This is a genomic window from Actinoplanes sp. NBC_00393 (genome assembly GCF_036053395.1).
Classification (GTDB): domain Bacteria; phylum Actinomycetota; class Actinomycetes; order Mycobacteriales; family Micromonosporaceae; genus Actinoplanes.
Window position 1 is genome coordinate 1,284,203 of record NZ_CP107942.1, and the last position, 17,153, is coordinate 1,301,355.

Below are 17,153 nucleotides of genomic sequence, written 5' to 3' on the forward strand. Positions count from 1 at the left end.
GCCCTAGACTGTGCTGGTGAATGGCCGTGAGACGCGTTCTGCCCGTGCGGGGTTCTTGCTGGTGGTCGTGTTGGCCGGCGCCGTGGTCGTCGTCGACCAGTTGACCAAGCTGTGGGCGGTGTCGGCGCTCGGCGGGCGGGCGCCCGTCGCCGTCGTCGGTGAGCTGATCCAGTTACGCCTGACCTACAACGCCGGTGCCGCGTTCTCCTTCGCCGAGCGGTTCACCTGGGTTCTCACCGTCATCACCGCCGCTGTGGTGGTCACCATCAGCATCGTCGCGGTCCGGGTCAGATCGCGCGCTTGGATGGTGTCGTTGGGCTTGGTCCTCGGTGGAGCGGCCACACATCTGCTCGACCGCATGTTCCGTGAGCCCGGGCTGGCACGTGGGCATGTCGTCGACTTCATCGACTACTTCGGCTTCTTCGTCGGCAACGTCGCGGACATCGCACTCGTAGTCGGTGTCAGCCTGGCCGTGCTGCTGAACCTGCGCGGAGTGCTCCTGTCCGGTCCCGCCGAGCCCGCGAGGGTGGGTCGATGACCTGCCTGTCCGCAGGTCATCGCCTTGGGCCTCGACCAACACGGCAGCGCGCCACAGTGTGGCCGAGGCGGATCTGGAAGGGGTTGGATCAAGCGGTTCGTCGGCGGAAGGTCACCAGGGGACGACGCCGTCGTCGTTGAAGAATGCGCCGGTCGGGCCGCCGTCAGGGAGCGTTGCGAGCCGGATCGCGGTTGCTGCGGCTTCGTGCGGGGGCCGGCCCACGAAGCCGGTGAAGTCGGTTGCGACCAGGCCCGGGCAGGCGGCGTTGATGAGGATGTTCGTGCCGGCGAGCTGGCGGGCGTAGTGCACGGTGACGGCGTTGAGGTACGACTTCGTCGGTGAGTAGGCCGCCATGATCGGGCCGACTTCGATGTTCGGGTCTGTTTGCCAGGTCAGCGATGCGACGCTGCTGGAGATGTTGACGATGCGCGGCGACGCCGAGCGCCGGAGTAGGGGCAGCATCGCGTTGGTCACCCGGATTACGCCGTAGACGTTGGTGTCCACGACCGTACGGACGACGTCGAGGTCGAGCGTGGTGGGATCCTGCGCCCATCCCGGGCCGGTTTCTCCGGAGATGCCGGCGTTGTTGACGAGCACGTCCAGGTGGTCGATCGTTGCCGCGGCCTCGGTGACGCTGCGGTCGCTGGTGACATCGAGGGTGATCGGAAGCGCGTCGACTCCGGCGGCCTGCAGCGTCTTCGCGGCTGCCTCGCCCCGGGCGCTGTCGCGCGCTGCCACCAGCACGCGGTAACCCTGTGCGCCCAGACCGGCCGCGATCTCGTACCCGAGTCCCTTGTTCGCGCCGGTGACCAGCGCGGTCTTCTTGTCGCTCATGAGGCCGATGGTGGCTCGGCGACCGGTGATGTCGTTACACCGGTTAGGTGCGCTGTCATACCGGGCCGGTATCACCGCGTTATCGTCGGCCGGTGGACGCGCTGGAGACCCGTGAGCTCAGGTATTTCGTCACCGTCGCCGAGGAACTGCACTTCAGCCGGGCGGCGGAGCGCCTCGGCATCGCTCAGCCGCCCCTGTCCCGGGCGATTCAGCAGCTCGAGCGACGCCTCGGGGTCACCCTGCTCGAACGCAACCGGCGCGGGGTCGCGCTCACCGACGCGGGTCAGGTGCTGCTCGGCGAGGCCCGCGTCATCCTCGACGGGACCGCTGCGGCCGTCCGCCGTACCCGTCGCGCTGCAACCTCCACGAATCGGCTGACGCTGGCGACCAAAGCCGGCGCGAACCACGAGCTGTTGCGCAAGCTTCTCGACGCCCACGCCGCCGAGCCGGACGCGGCCGAGATCGATGTGCTGCTGTGCGGCATGGGGGACCAGGCGCGAATGTTGCGGGACGGCCGTGCCGATGCGGCGCTCATGCAGCGGCCTTTCGACGACCTTGCCGGCTTCGACACCGAGGACCTGCTGACGGAGCAACAGGTGGCCATCGTTCCGGGCGGGCATCCGCTTGCCGCGCGTACGTCTCTGACCATGGCTGACCTCAGCGACGTGCCGGACCTGCCCGTCGCCCGCTGGCCCCGCCAGGACGGCACCTACGAGCCCGGCCCGGGCCCGGAGATCCACGACCTGTCGCAGCTGGCCCAGCTGATCGCCCTCGGGCACACGCTGGCCGTCCTCTGCGCCTCCTCCCGATCATGGTTGTGGAGCGCGCACGCAGCCATTCCGCTGATCGACGCGCCGCACGTCACCACCGTTCTCGCCTGGCCCGCGCACAGCCGCTCCCGAGCCGTCGCGGGCCTCGTCCGCACCGCTGCCCAGCTGTAACGGGCCGCTCATGACTGTCGATCAGCTGTGGGCGCTCGTCGAGCAGGGCCGGACACAGGCGCACGACCCGTCCGACGCCGAGGAAGTGGCCGAGCGGACCCGGCAAGTGCTGACCGCGCTACCGGTGGCTGAGGTCGCAGGGTTGAACCAGCCCTTGCACGACCTGATGGCGGCGTCCTAGCTGCAGGCTGTCCTTCAGCTCCAGGTGGAAGCAGCCTCGCGGGACTCGAAGTCGCGCAGCACGTTCGGCTCGCCAAACCCCTCCGGCGGCCGAGCTCGTTGAGGGTGACCGCGGCCACGGGCATTTCATCGAGCATCGCCGTGACGTCGAGGCGGGCGCGGGCGTCGACGGACGCTCGACGATAGTCCTCAGCTGATCAGGTTTTCCCGGTCGATCCCGAATCGGCGCTGCCCCGGTCGGTGACGCGGTAGTCTCCGTCGTGCCGGATCGTCAACGTTGATCGATGGAGGCCTGGATTGAGCCGACCGCCTGCCAAGCGGACAACGCTGGCGACCATAGCCCGGGCGGCCGGAGTCTCCGTGCCGACCGTGTCGCGGGTGCTGAACGGCGACGATCAGGTCGCTGAAGACACCCGGGCACGGATCGAGCAACTGCTGGAGGAGTACGAATATCGCGCACCGCGCAAGCGATCAGCGGTGTCGGCCGAGACGGTCCACGTTATCTATCCGCGCCTCGACAGCTCCTGGCAGTTGGAGCACATCCGTGGCATGGAAGCGGTGATGCGCGAGGCCGGCGTGGGGCTGGTCGTCTCCGCCCTGGACCGTGGCGTCGAGGGCAGGGAGGGCCTGCTGCGGCGTGCCCGGTCCGGGCAGACGGCCGGGGCGATCCTGGCGGGCGCGAGTGGGGAGACGCCGCTCGGCAGCGTGCTGGACCACTTGAACGTTCCGGTGATCAGTCTCGACCCGGGGCTGAGGGCGGCGGCGAAGTTGCCCACCATCGGCGCCACGGACTGGCTGGGGGCGCATGCCGCGACCGACCACCTCATCGGGCTCGGCCACCGGCGGATCGGCATGATCACGGGGTCGAGAGGCGGGCTGTTGTGCAGTCGTGCAAGGCTCGACGGCTATCGGGCCGCCCTGGAGGACGCGGGGATCGCCGAAGATCTGAGCCTGGTCGAGCACGGTGAATTCGAGTACCGCTCGGGCATCACCGCGGCCCAGCGACTCCTCGATCATGAGGATCCGCCGACGGCGATCTTCGCCTCCAGCGACCACATCGCGTTGGGTGTCTACGAGGCGGCGCGGATCCGAGGGCTGTGGATCCCTGACGACCTCAGCGTTGTCGGCTTCGATGACCTTCCCCTCGCGCGCTGGGCTGCGCCGCCGCTGACGACGGTGCGGCAGCCGCTGGAGGAGATGGGCGGGCTCGCCGCCCGCACGATCCTCAGCCTGGCACGCCGCAAGAGGCTCGACTCGCCCCGCATGGAGCTGGGCACGCGACTGGTCGTACGGGCGAGCACTGCTCCTCCGCGCTGACGCTCAGATTTCCAGGGCGCCCGGTGTGCTCAGGCGGCCGGCTCCGCAGCTGGTCAGGGCGAGCACACCGCGGCCGGTGACGGTGACGTCCGGGCCGAGCGCGCCAGGGTTGACGGAGAGCCGGGCGGCGACGTCGGTGGCGTGCGCACGTTCCGGGATGTCGTGCCGGCTACGAGCCGGTTGGCTGCCGGGTGCCTGGAAGCCGTCGAGGTGTAGCTGTTCGTAGTGTGCGGCCGGGCGAGCGGCGGTCGGCACGAAGTCGTCGTAGTAACGGATCGCCGAATCGTCGGGAACAGGAGATTCCTCGGGCGGCTCGGATTCGAAGATGTCGTAGAAGTCAGTGACCGTTCCATCCTCGGCCAGGCACCAGGCGGTCCAGCCGTCGCCGCAGCTGGCCCCGTACCAGTGGGCGACGCCGAACCGGCTGCTCAGCCGGGCGCAGTGGGCCCGCACCGCTTCCCCGAACGCCGCCTCGCTGTCGGTGTGCGCCACCGCCGGCACGGTGCCGAAGACCAGCGTCCAAGCGTTCAGTGCCGGTGTCACGTACATGCGCGAGCAGGAGCGGTGGTCCCCGTTGTGGTGGTCGCTGTTCCACGCGGAGGCGCCGAGCCGCATCGTCACCGGCCGCGCCTCGGTCAGCTCGAACGCGTCCAGCACCGCCTGCTGGCCGGCCGCCGCGGGTACGGCGTATCAGGAGCCGCACAGGTGCATCGGCGCCGGTGTCTCGCCCAGCGCCTTGACCTCGATGAGCCGGGTCACCGCGTGCTGGTCGGCGGCTTCCAGGGCTGCCCAGCCCCCGATGTCCGCCAAGGTGGTCAGCGCTGCCCGGCGTCGCCGTCCAGGACCACGCCGCACCGCGCGTAACGCCGGGATCGCCGCCGGGCCGATCACCGCGCAGGCCCAGACGGCACGCTGGCGTACGTCGGGGTCCGGGTCGTCGAGAAGCTCGATCAGGTCGGGCAGGAACGGCTCGGCCTGCAGCGCGCTGGCTGCTGCGGCGCGGACCGCGGGACTGCGATGGCGCAGAGCCGACCGGTAGATCGCCTTGTCGGGCACGTCCAGGTGGATGAAGGCGGCACTGCAGCGCCGGGCCACCTCAGCCGTCGGCGCCGCGGCCAGCGCCGTGGCCAGCGGGCCGAACGCGGCCTCGCCCATCCGCTGCAGCACGGCAGTGAGCCGATACCAGGGGATGGGCGAGGCTTCGTCACACAACGTCTGCAGGACCGGACCGACGGCCGGCGCACCGGCCGCGATCAGCGCTTGCCCAGCGGCAGGGTCATCGGCCGCGACCCGGTCCAGCAGTACGTCGAAATTCACACCACATGATCTCTGATCGACGGACCGATCAGTCGGCGACCGTGACGGCGAACGAGGCGACGTTGGCGTTGTCGGCCTGTGCGGCCCCGTCGGTGACGAGGTTCACCTGCGTCGTCCCGGTACCGAGCGGTCCGGCCGGGGTGCCGGCCGGCGCGGTCAGCAACCACTCGAAGGAGCGTTCCTGGCCCTCGGCAAGCTGCCCGCCGTCCACCGAGCAGATGGTGCCGAGGCCGTCCTCAATCGGGAAGCAACCTTCGCTCGGTTCGATGTTCGACAAGGGGTCGACGCCCGCAGGGGACCGCAGTTCCGCCCCCAGGCCCCGGTGCGCAGCGTCGCCGTTGTTGCGCACCGTGACCGGCACGCGGCCGGCGAAGGTGCCGTCCTCCTGCCGGGTCAGGGTCACATCGCCGGCGGCCACGCTCAGCGCCGGCGTGGTGTCCTGCACGTACGGCCGCGGGTTGCGCAGCGAACCCGTGGTGGAGCGGAACAGCGCGGAGAACTCGGTGGTGACCCCACCGATCTCGATGCTGCCGTTGGTCGGCGCGATCTGGGCGAACGGCTGCGGCTTGCTCGGCGAACGGAACTGGACCGTGACCACGCCGCTGCGGCCCGGCTCGATGACGTAGTCCATCCCGCAGTAGGAGATGGTGCGGTTGTCCGGCGTCTTGTCCAGCATGCAGCCGGAGGCGCCTTCAGTCTTCGTGGTGGTGTACGGCAGCGGCTCGGTGATGGTGACACCGCCGCTGAACGGCTCGCTCGTCCGGTTGCGGATGACGATGCGGATGCTGCCGGTGTGGCCGTACTCCGCAGGCTGCAGGACCAGGCGATTCAGCGTGAATGTCACGTTGTCGGCCGGAGCCGCCTGAGCGGCGACGCCGCCGCCGAGCACGACAGAGCTGGCCGCGAGCGCGATGGCGCCCGCGCGCATGAGCGTACGCAAGGGTGGTTTCTCCTCTACATCGATTCCCCGTACCGGGCGGTGGGGCCCGGTTATCGACTCGGAACAACCTTAGTGGAGATCGACTCATCTCGCTGCCCTGGTAAGGCTGGCCCTACCAGGCAAGTGCATGGGCCGCCGTATGCCGCCGCGGCGCCGGACTGACGACGCTGAGATCCATGCGAGATGCTCAAGGACCGGGTGACCAATTTGGACGGGTTCCTGGACGCGGTGGAGCGGGTGGCCGCCGGTGGCACCGCGATGGACCCCGAGGTGGTGCGGCAGCTGTTCACCCGCAGCACCCGGCGGCTGCCCGGTCACCAGGTGCGGATGCCGGGCAGCGCTGCGTTCAGCAGGTGCCGCAGCTCGGCCACGTGCAGCAGCCGGCCGGCCGCGAGATAGCCGACCCCGCCGGCCAGCGCCGCCACCGCAGCGGTGAGCAGGGCACCGCCCCAGCCCGAGGAATCCACCGCGGCCGCCAGCGCCCACAGCGCGAGCACGGCGCACACCGCGCCGCTGAGGACGGCGATCAAAACCCGCAGATGGGTACGCACGAGGCGCTTACCGTCGATGTGGCCGAGACGGCGGCGCAGCACCACGGCGGTCAGGGCCAGCCCGGTGGTGTAGGCGGCGGCGTACGCGATCGGAATGCCGATCACGATGTCCTCGGCCGGCAGCAGCCACCCGGCCGCCGCGCAGCCCGCCACCCCGACCCCGGCGACGACCGCGGTGATCAGCGCAGCCGTCTTCGTGTCCTGCAGGGCGTACAGACCCCGCTGCAGGATCATGTAGCTCGTGAAGGGCACCAGCGTCAGGCCGTAGGCGGCCAGGACCAGCCCGAGCACCCGTACGGTCGCGGCGTTGCTGTTGCCGTGATCGAACAGCACGGTCGCGATCTGCGGGCCGAGCAGCACGAACGCCGTCGCGATCGGCGCCATGACGACCAGCGCGGTACGCACCGCCCGCGACAACCCGGTGACGACCCGCTGATGTTCGCTGCGGGCCGCGTACTGGCTCAGCCGCGGCAGCATCGCGGTCATGACGGACACCGCGATGACAGCGAACGGCACGTGGTAGATCGCGTTCGCGTTCTGGAAGGCGGTGATGCCGCCCGGTCCGCTCCACGATGCTGTCCGGGTCGCCGCCGCCACCAGGATCTGGGTGGTGACGACCGACAGCAGCACCCAGATGCCGAGCCGGCCGATCCGCCGGATCGCGATACCGCGCGGATCCAGATGCAGCCGTAGCGCGAACCCGGTGCGGCGCAACGCCCACACGACCAGCGTCATCTGCGCGAACACCCCGGCCGTGGTGCCGACCGAGAGCAGCAGCAGGTGGCCGGTGTCCAGGGTCGTCGTGGTGCTGCCGCCGACGGCCGCGTAGGTCAGCCCGACCGCGATCACGATGACGCTGTTGCACAGCGGCGCCCAGGCAGGCGCGCCGAAGCGGCCGCGGCTGTTCAGGGCCGCGGCCGCGGTGGCGCTGATGCCATAGAAGAGGATCTGCGGGAAGAAGTAGCGGCTGAACACGATCGCCAGCTCGCGTTGTTCGCTGGTGAAGCCGGGCGCGTACAGGTCGATCAGCAGCGGCGCGGCGACGATGGCGAGCACGGTGACGGCGGACAGGACGTAGACGATCAGGGAGAGCAGCCGCTGCGCGTACAGCACACCGCCGTCCGGTTCGGTCAGGGCGGCCCGGGTGAGCAGCGGCACGACGATGCTGGCCATGGTCCCGCCGACGATCAGCTCGTAGACGGCGTTCGGCAGGGTGTTGGCGATGTTGTAGGTGTCCAGCAGCCGGGTGCCCAGACCGAGCGCGGCGGAGAGCACCACGATGCGCACGAATCCGGCGATCCGCGACGCGAGCGTGGCGACGGCCAGGCTGCGCCCGGCCTGCCTGATCGACGAGCCCTCCGTCACGGGGACCTGTCTACCCGTCGGCGTCGGAGCTTCGGCATCGGCCCCGACGCCGGCGGGCCGGGTCACGCGGTGAACTTCGCCCGGCGACGGCGGCCGATCACGTACGCGGCCGCGCCGCCCGCGAGCAGCAGCACGCCCACGCCGGTGACCAGCGCGATCGGGGCGCCGGTGATCGGCAGCGTCCCGCCACCACCGGAACCGCCGTCGCCGGGGCCGTTGAGGACGATCTCGGCGGTGTCGTTGCCGGTGGGCTGCGCCACCGACTGGTTCACCGCGACCGCCACCGTGCCGGTCAGCGTGCCCGCCTTGTCGATGCGCACCGGGAACGGCCAAGTCGTCGAGGTGCCGGCCCGGTACACGTCGTCTTCGACGACGCAGACGTAGCGGAGCTTGTTCTTGGCGTCGGCGGTGCAGCCCTGCGGGGTATCGAGGGCCGTGGTGCCTTCGGGCAGGGTGACGGTGGCTCGCGGGTCCGAACCGGGACCGTAGACCGCGGCCGGGCCACTGTTCTCGATGCCGACCTCCACCTCCACGGTGGAGCCGACGTCGCCCTGCACCTCGGCGCCGATCGCGGTGATGTCGGCGCTCTGCTTGCCGCCGACCCGCACGACGACGGTCTGGTGGGCCTCGTGGTACTCCGTGTCGCTCGGCGCGCCCTGCGCCGTCAACGTCAGCGTGCCGCCGGTGCCCCGCTTCGGGTTCTGCGCGCGGACCTTCTGGATGCCCGGGCCGCTCAGGGCGTGAACGACCCAGCCGAAACCATGCTCGAGCTGGAGCGGAGCCGGCAGGTCGGCCGGCACGGTGGCGGTCAGGGCGCCGGCGAGCGCGTAGACCGTACCCGGCTGCAGTTTCGTGTCGAAGTGGCAGTAGCCGAGGGTGGTGCCGTACTCGCAGTTGGTGTACAGCCGGGCCGGCTGGAACTCCGGGGTGATGCCGAAGGTGAGAACGACGCCGTCGACGACCTTCTCGCCCTCGTTGCGCACGCCGTCCAACGGCACCCGGAACGTGCCGCCCGGCTTCGTCTCGACCACGGTGAATTCGCCGCCGACGGCGAGCGCTGATTCCACCTTCTCCTCGACCGAGATCGTGGCGGTCTGCACCACGGTGCCCTGTTCCCGGCTCGTCATGGTGATCTTGACCTGGCCTTGCGCGCCGGCCGCTCCGACCGGTGTGAAGGAGAGGTCCGTCAGCAGGATGCTCGCGGTCATATCGCCGATCCGGGGCCGCAGGATGTCATCCTGGCAGGTGTAGACCGGCCCGGTGGTCGTGCACGTGGCGACGTGATTCAGCAGTTTCACGGTTGCCACACCGGCCAGGCCGGTGGTGTCGATCGTGACGTCGACGTCGTGCAGCGTCAGTTCCGCGTTGACCGGATTCGGCGACACCCAGATGAACTGCGACTTCGCCGGACCACCCGGTTCCAGCGTCATGTCTTCGAGATGCAGCGTCGGCTTGGCAGCCGCGGCGGCCGGCATCGCAGTCGCGGCGAGCAATCCGAGGACCGCGGCGAGTCCGGCGCCGTACCGGCGGACACGGTGGGACCTCACGACATTCCTCCCCGTACGTCATGCGCCGAGCCCCCGCCTGGCGCGCCGCCGCAGTGTACAGAGATCATCGATCCCTGTCCGGCCCGCCTAGCCACCGAACGTCTGCTACCGTTGCCGCCGTGGGCACTCTGATCCGCTAGTACGGGACACCGCGTCGAGGCTTCTCCGCGGTGGGTCCTATGCGCGTCGTGCAGGCATGTGTCGCCGGCCGCGCGAGGTTCCCCGTACGTTCTCGCGCTCTTCGAGGCGCGGATTCCGCGACGCTGCCGCGTCGTGGGGAGGAGCCCCCAATGATCGCCATTCGAGGCGGAGCTGTCCGATTCGCCGAACGCACCGTGCTGGCCGGCATCGACCTGATCGTCGGCCCCGCCGAGCGGATCGCGGTGGTCGGCGACAACGGCGCCGGCAAGTCGACGCTTCTGCGAGCGCTCGCCGGAACGGTACGGCTGACGGCCGGCGACCGTGACGTCGAACTGCCCGGCGGTGTCGCGTTCGCCGAACAACAGCCACGGTTCCGGCCCGGCGCCACGGTCGCGGACGCACTCGACGACCTGCTCGCCGACGTCCGCGGCCTCGAGGCCGAGATCCAGCGGACCGCTGAGCGGCTGGAACACGTCGGCGCCGACGAGCAGGCCGGGCTGCTCGCATGTTTGAGCGCCGCCATGGACCGGTTCGAGGCCCGCGACGGTTATCAAGTCGATCAGCGTGTGCACGCCGGGCTCGACCGGCTCGGGCTGGGCGGTCTCGACCAGTCCCGGCTGGTGAGCACGCTGTCCGGCGGCGAGAAGGCGAGGCTGGCGCTGGCGGCGGCCCTGTCGTCGCAGGCGGAGTTGCTGCTGCTCGACGAGCCGACCAACGACCTCGACGACGCCGGTATCGGTTGGCTGGAGGAGCGCCTGGCCGCGCACCGCGGCGCGCTGATCGTGGTGACCCACGATCGTGCGCTGCTGGATCGGTTCGCGACCGACATCGTGCATGTCGAAGGTGGTTCGCTGCGCCGATACGGCAACGGATACGCCGGCTACCTGACCGCACGCGCGGCTGAACGGCGGCGGCTGCTGACCGAGTACGAGGCGTGGCGGCACGACCTCGCCCGTCAGGAGGCGCTCGTCGCCGCCAACGCCTTCCGGCTCGACGCGATCCCGCGCAAGCTGGGCCGCTCGCTGTTCGGCCATGCCGCCTTCCGGGCCCGCGGCCGCGACCACGGTGCGATGGGACGCATTCGGATGGCGAAGGAGCGGGTGAACCGGCTGCGCGCGGATCCCGCGCCGCGGCCTGCCGATCCGTTGCGGTTCACACCTGACTTCGCCGGGCCGGCGCCCGCCGATCCGGGTGCCCTGATCAGTGCGGACGGTGTCCGGCTGGGAGTGGACGGGCCGGCGCCGAGGCTTGAGCTGGAGTCGCTCGCGGTGTCGGCCGGTGACCGGCTGCTGATCTCCGGACCCAACGGGTCGGGCAAGACCACGCTGCTGCGCGTGCTGGCGGGCGAGCTCGCACCGCAGCACGGCACGGTCTGGCACCGTCCCGGCCTTCGTGTCGCATGGTTGCGGCAGGACATCACGACCGGTTCGGCTGCGACGCTGCTCCAGGTCTTCGCCGTGGCCACCGCCGCCTACGAGCAGGACGCCGCGGACGCGCTGCTGCGGCTCGGGCTGTTTCATCCCGACGACCTGGGCCGGCCGGTGGCGCACCTGTCGGTCGGGCAGCGCCGGCGCCTGGAGGTCGCCCTCGCCGTCACCCGCCCCAGCGACCTGCTGCTGCTCGACGAGCCGACGAACCACCTGGCTCCCGAACTGCTCGAGCAACTGGAGCAGGCGCTGCTTACGTACCCCGGCGCTGTTCTGACCGTCACCCACGACCGGCGGTGGCGCGAGCGAGCGCAAGCCGCGGCCCCGGCACGGCAGATCCAGGTGGCGCCCGGAGGCATCGTCAGCGAACAGTGCCTACCTGGATCGGGTAGCCGACAGCAGACACCCGTGCGGGCCGCCGTTGCGCCAGGATCGGCCCGCGACGCGTTGACGCAGGCTGATCGATCGGGGGTCACCGATGACTGCTGAGGACCGGACCACCCACCGCACGAGGCTGTGGTCGGAGACTTACCTGGGCGGCTCGCCCGAGGCCGAACGGCGGCTATTCGAGGGGTTCGCGGTCAAGATCATGCAAACCCAGCTGCGGAATCGCAAGGCTTCCGGCGGCGGGCCGATCACCGCGGGCTTCCAGGCCAAAAGCATTTTCGGTACGCGCGACGCAGTGTTGCGGTTTCTCGAAGTGCCGGCCGAGTTGCGGGTCGGCTTCGCCCAGCCGGGCGCGGTCTATCGCACGGCGGTGCGGTTCAGCAACGCCGAAGGCCGCATCCTGTCCGACCAGGAGGCCGACCTGCGGGGCGCGGCGCTGCGGGTCACCGTGGACGCCGGCGGCGAGCAGCACGACCTGCTGATGACCAACGCGCCGGTGTCGCACGCCCGCGACGCCCGCCAGTTCGCCGAGGTCGCCGTGGCCACGGCCGGCGGCGGGTGGCGGCGCTACGCCGGGCTGGTACGGCTGGTGTTCGTGCTCGGCCCCGGCGAGACGGTCCGCATCGTGCGCAACCTGACCGCCGGGCGCACCCGCATCACCAGCGTCGCGACCGAGACGTTCTGGAGCCGCATCCCGATCGCCTGGGGCGACACCGCGGTGCAGTACTTGCTGCGGCCCGCGCCCGGCACACCGGCAGCGGGCGCGCCGCCGGCCGGTGACCCCGACTTCCTCGGCCACGAGTTGGCGGACCGGCTGGCGCGCGGCGACGTGAGTTTCGAGCTGTGTGTGCAGCGGTTCCGTGACTCGGAGTCGACGCCGATCGAGGACGCCGCCGTCGACTGGCGCTCACGTGATGACCCGCCCGAGCCGATCGCGGTGCTGACCATTCCCGCCGGATCCTCCGACGACCCGGCGGTGCACGCGCTGCGGTTCAACCCGTGGAACACCACCGACGAATTCCGGCCGCTCGGCAATCTCAACCGGGTGCGCAAGGCCGCCTACGACGCCAGCGCCGCGCACCGCGACCGGCAACGCTGGCTCACCGACGTGCCGCTGCGCAACCACGTGGCCGGCGCCGCGATGCGGACGATCTTCGGCGTGGTCAACCGGTTCCGGCCCTGGCACCGCCTGCCGACGTCGCTGGCCCTGCTCAACCTGGCGGCCCTGCGGGACGTGCTGCGCCGGGAGAACCTGATGGACACCGAGGTGCGCGAAGCCCCGCCGCGCGCCCGGCAGGCGCCGGCAGCTCCGGCCGAGGATGAGCGCGTCTTCCGTACCCATGACGGCCGTTTGAATGATCTTTCTGAGCCTGCCATGGGTTCCGTGGATGCGGCGTTCGGCCGCAACGTGCCCGCGGTGCACCGGCCTGACCTGCATGATGAGCCGAACCCGATCGTGGTCAGTCGCGAACTGCTGCACCGCGAGCAGTTCCGGCCGGCGACCTCGCTGAACATCCTGGCCGCCGCCTGGATCCAGTTCCAGGTGCACGACTGGGTGGTTCACGCCCGGCATCCGCTCGGCGTCGACGACGTTCAGGTGCCGCTGCCGGCCGACATGCCCGGCTGGGTGAACACGGTCGGCGGGCCGCTCGAGTCGTGGATGCGCATCGGTGGGAACATCAGCCGCGGCACCGGCGCGGACGGCGTCGAAAAGCTGTTCGGCAACGTCGTGTCGCACTGGTGGGACGGCTCCGAGGTGTACGGCTCGGACGCCGCGAAGGCCGCCGAACTGCGCGACGGCGCGAAACTGCGGATGACCCCGGACGGCTACCTGCCGGTGGACGTGCGCGGCGCGGAGATCACCGGGTTCAACGAGGCGTGGTGGCTCGGGCTCAGCAGCATGCACACGCTGTTCGCCCGGGAACACAACGTGCTCTGCGACGAGCTGCGCCAACGCAACCCGGGCTGGAGTGACGTGCGGGTCTACGAGACCGCCCGGCTGATCGTGTCCGCTCTGATCGCGAAGATCCACACGGTGGAGTGGACGCCGGCGATCCTGGCGACCGAGGTGCTGCGCCGGGGCATGAACGTCAACTGGCACGGCGTCCCGGCCAACGACCTGCTCAGCCGGATCGGGCTGTGGCTGACCGACGCGAACGCGCTGCACGGCATCCCGAAGACGACACCCGACCACCACGGCACACCGTTCTCCCTCACCGAGGACTTCGTCACCGTCTACCGCATGCACCCGCTCATCCCCGACGACTACACGTTCCACGACGCCGCGACCGGCGGCCTGCTGCGCGACGCCGCCTTCAATCAGCTGCGCGGCGACCTGGCCGACGACGTGCTGCGCGAACTCGGGCTGACCAACGTGCTCTACTCGTTCGGCACCGCCCACCCCGGCGCCATCACCCTGCACAACTACCCTCAGGCACTGCTCAACGTGGAACGCGAGGGCGAACTGATCGATCTGTCCGTGGTCGACCTGGTCCGCACCCGCCGCCGCGGCGTACCCCGCTACAACGACTTCCGCGCCGCCCTGCACCTGCCCCGCATCACGCGCTGGGAGGACCTGAACAGCGACCCGCAAACGGTGGAGCGACTGCGCACCGTCTACCGCAGCATCGACGAGGTCGACACCATGGTCGGCCTGTTCGCCGAAACCCCGCCGGACGGCTTCGGGTTCTCCGACACCGCGTTCCGCGTCTTCATCCTGATGGCGTCACGGCGGCTGCAGAGCGACCGGTTCCTCACCGCCGACTACCGGCCCGAGATCTACACCCAGTTCGGCCTGGACTGGATCGCGCAGACCTCGATGACCAGCCTGATCCACCGGCACTGCCCAGCCTTGGCGGCGCTGCTGCCCGCCGACGCGAACGCCTTCGCGCCCTGGCCCACCCGTCGATGACAGGACGCCGCCACCACACCCGCGTGGTCGGTCACGCCGACGGTGACCACATCCGGGTACGGCCCCGGCGGCAGATTCACCGTCGCGCAGCCGGGCCCGCTGTTGCCGGCCGAGGCGACCACGAACGTCCCGGCGGCCGCGAACGCGGCGGTGGCCGGGACGAACGTGGCCAGGTCACAACCTTCGACCGCCGGGCGGTTCCACGAGTTGGTCAGCACCTGCGGACCACGGTCAGGCCGCCCGTCCGCGATCGGCACGCCAGCCGTAACCGCGATCACGGCCGTCCCCACCCCGGCGACCGCGGCTCAGCAGACGGCCGCTGCGGCGGCTCGACCCCTTGACGTCGGGCTCCAGCGCGAACGCATTCCCGCCGTCGGGCGTCGCGTACCCGGCCAGCGCGGCCAGCACCCCGTCGCGGTCACCGCCGCCGCTCAGATACGCCAGCCGGCGTGGGTCGAGCACCCGGTCAACCAGACGAAGGCGGCGGCGCGCCGCATCAGGAACTCGGGTCATGCCTCCCACGCTAGGGAGGGCCGGACTTGTCGGCTTGAACGAAACGGTCGAAGTAGGCGGCGCTCTCGGCGTCGGCCGGGTAGTAGGACTCGATGGCGATCTCGTCGATGGTGATGTCCATCGGCGTGCCGAACGTGGTGAACGTGGAGAACAGCCGCAGCTCCCGCCCGTCGATGCGCAGCACCATCGGAATCACCACGTCGGTGCCGGCCTGCGGCTGCGGCGGTTCGCCGGGCTCATCAGCGAGCAGTTCCTCGTACAGGGCGGTCAGCTCGGGATCGGGATTGGTGGCGAGCTGCCGGGAGATCCGGGAGCGGAACACCGCACGTACGTCGTCGCGGTTGACGACCAGGTGGGCCAGGCCGCGCGGGTCCAGGCCCAGACGGATCAGATTGACCGGCGGGCGCAGCAGGTCAGGGGAGACCTGGGCGAGGAACGGCTCGAACGCCCGGTTGGCCATCACGATGTTCCAGCGACGATCAAAGACAATGGCCGGGTACGGTTCATGCGCGCGCAGAACCCGCCGGATAGCGTCGTGGGCGGCGGTGAGGGCGCTGTCGTCCAGAGACCGCTCGGGGTAGCGGGGCGCGTAACCACCGGCCAGCAGTAGGTGGTTACGGTCGCGCAGTGGCACATGAAGCTGGTCGGCCAGCCGCAGGATCATGTCGGGGCTCGGCTGGGACTTGCCGGTCTCGACCAGGCTGACATGCCGGGCGGAGACGTCCGCGGCGATGGACAGGTCCAGCTGGCTCAGACCACGACGATGCCGCCATTGCCGCAGCAGTTCCCCGACGGTGTGCACGATCGAGAGCGTACGCATCCTGGCGGCGAACGCCATGAAATGCCACTTCATCGACAAGTGCCACCCGGCGCCGAAACACTTCGGGCCATGACCACTGAGAACAAGAGCATCGTCCAGCGAGCACTGGCCGGACTGATCGAGACACATGACGTCGACGCGGTCGGCCGGTTCCTCAGCGACGACTTCACCCACCGCCGGCCGGGCAACGTCACGAAAACGAAGAAGGAATGGCTCGCCGCGGTCGAGGCGGCACTGGTGCCGCTGGCCGACATGCAGGTGGAGCTCCTGCAACTGCTGTCCGACGGCGAGTACGTCGTGGTGCATTCCCGGCGCTGGCTTCCCGGCGGCCCGGAGACGGTGGTCGTGGACGTCTGCCGGCTCGAGGACGGGCTGATCGTCGACGTGTGGGAGATCATCGAGCCGGTGGCGACAGCGGCCGAGAATCTGCGCTGGTGGGAATGAGGTCTGCCCTGCCGAGGATCCGGCAGGGCAGACACCGGATCAGGGGACGATCACGACGCCACCGCGGACGCCGCCTTCGGCGAGCCGGATGTGGGCGGCTGCCGCTTCGGTGAACGGGTAGACGCCGGCGACGCGCAGCGGGATGTCGCCGCTTTCGACCAGCTTGACCAGGTCGCTGAGCCGGGAGCCGTTCGGCTGCACCCCCAGGGCGTGCGTCCGGATTCCACGTACCGGTTCCGGGCGCAGCGGGGGAGAAGCGGCGACGAAGCCACCGCCGTCGCGGACCACGTCCAGCAGCGACGAGCCGATCACCGCCAGGTCGACGACCGCGTCGAAGCTGCCCTGCGGTTCCTCCGAGCGCGGTACGAACGTCGCGCCCAGCGATTCCACGAACTTGCGGTCGCCGGCCCCGGCGACGGCGGTGGCGTGCAGGCCGGCGTTGCGGGCCAGGGCGAGCAGGAACCCGCCGACCTGTCCTGCGCCGCCGGTGACCAGCAACGACGAGCCGGCCGGCAGGGCGAGCAGGTCGAGGGCTTGGACGGCGGTGAGGCCGTTGGTCGGCAGGGTCGCGGCTTGCGTGGCGGGAATGCCGGTGGGTGCGGCGGTCAGCCACGTCGCGTCCAGGACGACGAACTCGGCGTGGGCGCCGTTCGTGGTCTGCAGCCACGGGGTGAAGCCGATGACCTCGTCGTCGACGGCCAGGTCGGTGACCGAGGGGCCGACCGCGTCGACCGTGCCGGCGACGTCCCAGCCAGGTATGTAGGGCAGCCCGGTCGGAAGTGGGGCCGGGAACCGGCCGGCGCGGATCATGAGGTCGACCGGGTGCAGGACGGAGGCGGCGACGCGTACCCGTACCTGTCCCGGTCCCGGCTCGGGCACCGGCAGACCCGCCGCTACCTGCAGGACCTCCGGGCCGCCGAACTCCGCATACCTGATGGCGCGCATCGCTTTCCTCTTCCTTCGAGGTGTTGTTGACCTCT

At 70.4% G+C, this 17,153-nt stretch carries 15 protein-coding genes and 2 pseudogenes; 8 read left to right on the forward strand and 9 right to left on the reverse strand.

The genetic code is table 11. The features are described from left to right. Window positions 1-61: 61 nt before the first annotated feature. A complete protein-coding gene (locus OHA21_RS05695) occupies window positions 62-538 on the forward strand; it encodes a signal peptidase II (RefSeq protein ID WP_328470885.1) in 477 nt (158 codons plus the stop codon). 111 nt (window positions 539-649) lie between these two features. Here the strand turns inward: OHA21_RS05695 and OHA21_RS05700 are convergent, their stop codons facing one another. Further along, window positions 650-1,372: an SDR family oxidoreductase gene (locus tag OHA21_RS05700; RefSeq protein ID WP_328470887.1), complete on the reverse strand. Its 723-nt coding sequence runs from the start codon at window positions 1,370-1,372 to the stop codon at window positions 650-652. Window positions 1,373-1,473: 101 nt separating this feature from the next. Here OHA21_RS05700 and OHA21_RS05705 point away from each other — a divergent pair, with 101 nt between their 5' ends. The 3 genes from OHA21_RS05705 (at window position 1,474) to OHA21_RS05715 (ending at window position 3,810) form a co-directional block, all read left to right on the forward strand. Next, window positions 1,474-2,313 carry a LysR family transcriptional regulator gene (locus OHA21_RS05705; RefSeq protein ID WP_328478308.1) on the forward strand — a complete coding sequence of 280 codons (840 nt, stop codon included), beginning with the start codon at window positions 1,474-1,476 and terminating at the stop codon, window positions 2,311-2,313. Between the two features lie 10 nt (window positions 2,314-2,323). Next, on the forward strand, window positions 2,324-2,494 hold the full coding sequence (locus OHA21_RS05710; protein ID WP_328470889.1) for a DUF4240 domain-containing protein: 171 nt from the start codon (window positions 2,324-2,326) through the stop codon (window positions 2,492-2,494). Between the two features lie 296 nt (window positions 2,495-2,790). Further along, a complete protein-coding gene (locus OHA21_RS05715; protein ID WP_328470891.1) occupies window positions 2,791-3,810 on the forward strand; it encodes a LacI family DNA-binding transcriptional regulator in 1,020 nt (339 codons plus the stop codon). 3 nt (window positions 3,811-3,813) lie between these two features. On the opposite strand, the gene OHA21_RS05720 is transcribed toward OHA21_RS05715, so the two are convergent. The 3 genes from OHA21_RS05720 to OHA21_RS05730 are packed head-to-tail and all read right to left on the reverse strand — an operon-like array spanning window position 3,814 to window position 6,067. Beyond that, window positions 3,814-4,467 (reverse strand): hypothetical protein, encoded by a 654-nt coding sequence (locus tag OHA21_RS05720; protein WP_328470892.1) that lies wholly within the window; start codon window positions 4,465-4,467, stop codon window positions 3,814-3,816. Window positions 4,468-4,500: 33 nt separating this feature from the next. Further along, window positions 4,501-5,127 carry a HEAT repeat domain-containing protein gene (locus tag OHA21_RS05725; RefSeq protein ID WP_328470893.1) on the reverse strand — a complete coding sequence of 209 codons (627 nt, stop codon included), beginning with the start codon at window positions 5,125-5,127 and terminating at the stop codon, window positions 4,501-4,503. A 28-nt stretch (window positions 5,128-5,155) separates the two neighbouring features. Next, on the reverse strand, window positions 5,156-6,067 hold the full coding sequence (locus OHA21_RS05730) for a hypothetical protein (RefSeq protein ID WP_328470894.1): 912 nt from the start codon (window positions 6,065-6,067) through the stop codon (window positions 5,156-5,158). 183 nt (window positions 6,068-6,250) lie between these two features. On the opposite strand from OHA21_RS05730, the pseudogene OHA21_RS05735 reads away from it, so the two are divergent. Beyond that, window positions 6,251-6,379, forward strand: a pseudogene (locus tag OHA21_RS05735) (DNA-binding response regulator); the annotation flags it as partial. A gap of 2 nt (window positions 6,380-6,381) precedes the next feature. Here OHA21_RS05735 and murJ read toward each other — a convergent pair. After that, a complete protein-coding gene (gene murJ / locus OHA21_RS05740) occupies window positions 6,382-7,944 on the reverse strand; it encodes a murein biosynthesis integral membrane protein MurJ (protein ID WP_328478310.1) in 1,563 nt (520 codons plus the stop codon). Window positions 7,945-8,045: 101 nt separating this feature from the next. Next, on the reverse strand, window positions 8,046-9,530 hold the full coding sequence (locus tag OHA21_RS05745; protein ID WP_328470896.1) for a hypothetical protein: 1,485 nt from the start codon (window positions 9,528-9,530) through the stop codon (window positions 8,046-8,048). Between the two features lie 290 nt (window positions 9,531-9,820). Between OHA21_RS05745 and abc-f the strand changes: the two are divergent. Together abc-f and OHA21_RS05755 are read left to right on the forward strand one after the other, a co-directional pair. Beyond that, window positions 9,821-11,419: pseudogene (gene abc-f / locus OHA21_RS05750) on the forward strand (ribosomal protection-like ABC-F family protein); the annotation flags it as partial. 157 nt (window positions 11,420-11,576) lie between these two features. Further along, window positions 11,577-14,396 carry a peroxidase family protein gene (locus tag OHA21_RS05755; protein WP_328470900.1) on the forward strand — a complete coding sequence of 940 codons (2,820 nt, stop codon included), beginning with the start codon at window positions 11,577-11,579 and terminating at the stop codon, window positions 14,394-14,396. Between the two features lie 231 nt (window positions 14,397-14,627). On the opposite strand, the gene OHA21_RS05760 is transcribed toward OHA21_RS05755, so the two are convergent. Further along, the gene (locus OHA21_RS05760) at window positions 14,628-14,909 is read right to left on the reverse strand and encodes a hypothetical protein (RefSeq protein WP_328470902.1); all 282 of its coding nucleotides are present in this window, start codon (window positions 14,907-14,909) and stop codon (window positions 14,628-14,630) included. 10 nt (window positions 14,910-14,919) lie between these two features. Beyond that, entirely contained in the window at window positions 14,920-15,762 is an 843-nt protein-coding gene (locus tag OHA21_RS05765; RefSeq protein ID WP_328470904.1) for a helix-turn-helix domain-containing protein, read from the reverse strand. Between the two features lie 36 nt (window positions 15,763-15,798). Here OHA21_RS05765 and OHA21_RS05770 point away from each other — a divergent pair, with 36 nt between their 5' ends. Beyond that, window positions 15,799-16,173, forward strand: coding sequence for a nuclear transport factor 2 family protein (locus OHA21_RS05770; protein WP_328470906.1), 375 nt, complete (start codon window positions 15,799-15,801; stop codon window positions 16,171-16,173). 39 nt (window positions 16,174-16,212) lie between these two features. Here the strand turns inward: OHA21_RS05770 and OHA21_RS05775 are convergent, their stop codons facing one another. Continuing rightward, window positions 16,213-17,118 carry an NADP-dependent oxidoreductase gene (locus OHA21_RS05775; protein ID WP_328470908.1) on the reverse strand — a complete coding sequence of 302 codons (906 nt, stop codon included), beginning with the start codon at window positions 17,116-17,118 and terminating at the stop codon, window positions 16,213-16,215. Window positions 17,119-17,153 lie beyond the last annotated feature (35 nt).

Bases quoted from the DNA above. Each gene is read 5' to 3' on its own strand.
- OHA21_RS05770 (WP_328470906.1), top strand. From the start codon at position 15,799: ATGACCACTGAGAACAAGAGCATCGTCCAGCGAGCACTGGCCGGACTG.
- OHA21_RS05760 (WP_328470902.1), bottom strand. From the start codon at position 14,909: ATGACCCGAGTTCCTGATGCGGCGCGCCGCCGCCTTCGTCTGGTTGAC.
- OHA21_RS05765 (WP_328470904.1), bottom strand. From the start codon at position 15,762: ATGAAGTGGCATTTCATGGCGTTCGCCGCCAGGATGCGTACGCTCTCG.
- OHA21_RS05700 (WP_328470887.1), bottom strand. From the start codon at position 1,372: ATGAGCGACAAGAAGACCGCGCTGGTCACCGGCGCGAACAAGGGACTC.
- OHA21_RS05710 (WP_328470889.1), top strand. From the start codon at position 2,324: ATGACTGTCGATCAGCTGTGGGCGCTCGTCGAGCAGGGCCGGACACAG.
- OHA21_RS05775 (WP_328470908.1), bottom strand. From the start codon at position 17,118: ATGCGCGCCATCAGGTATGCGGAGTTCGGCGGCCCGGAGGTCCTGCAG.
- OHA21_RS05755 (WP_328470900.1), top strand. From the start codon at position 11,577: ATGACTGCTGAGGACCGGACCACCCACCGCACGAGGCTGTGGTCGGAG.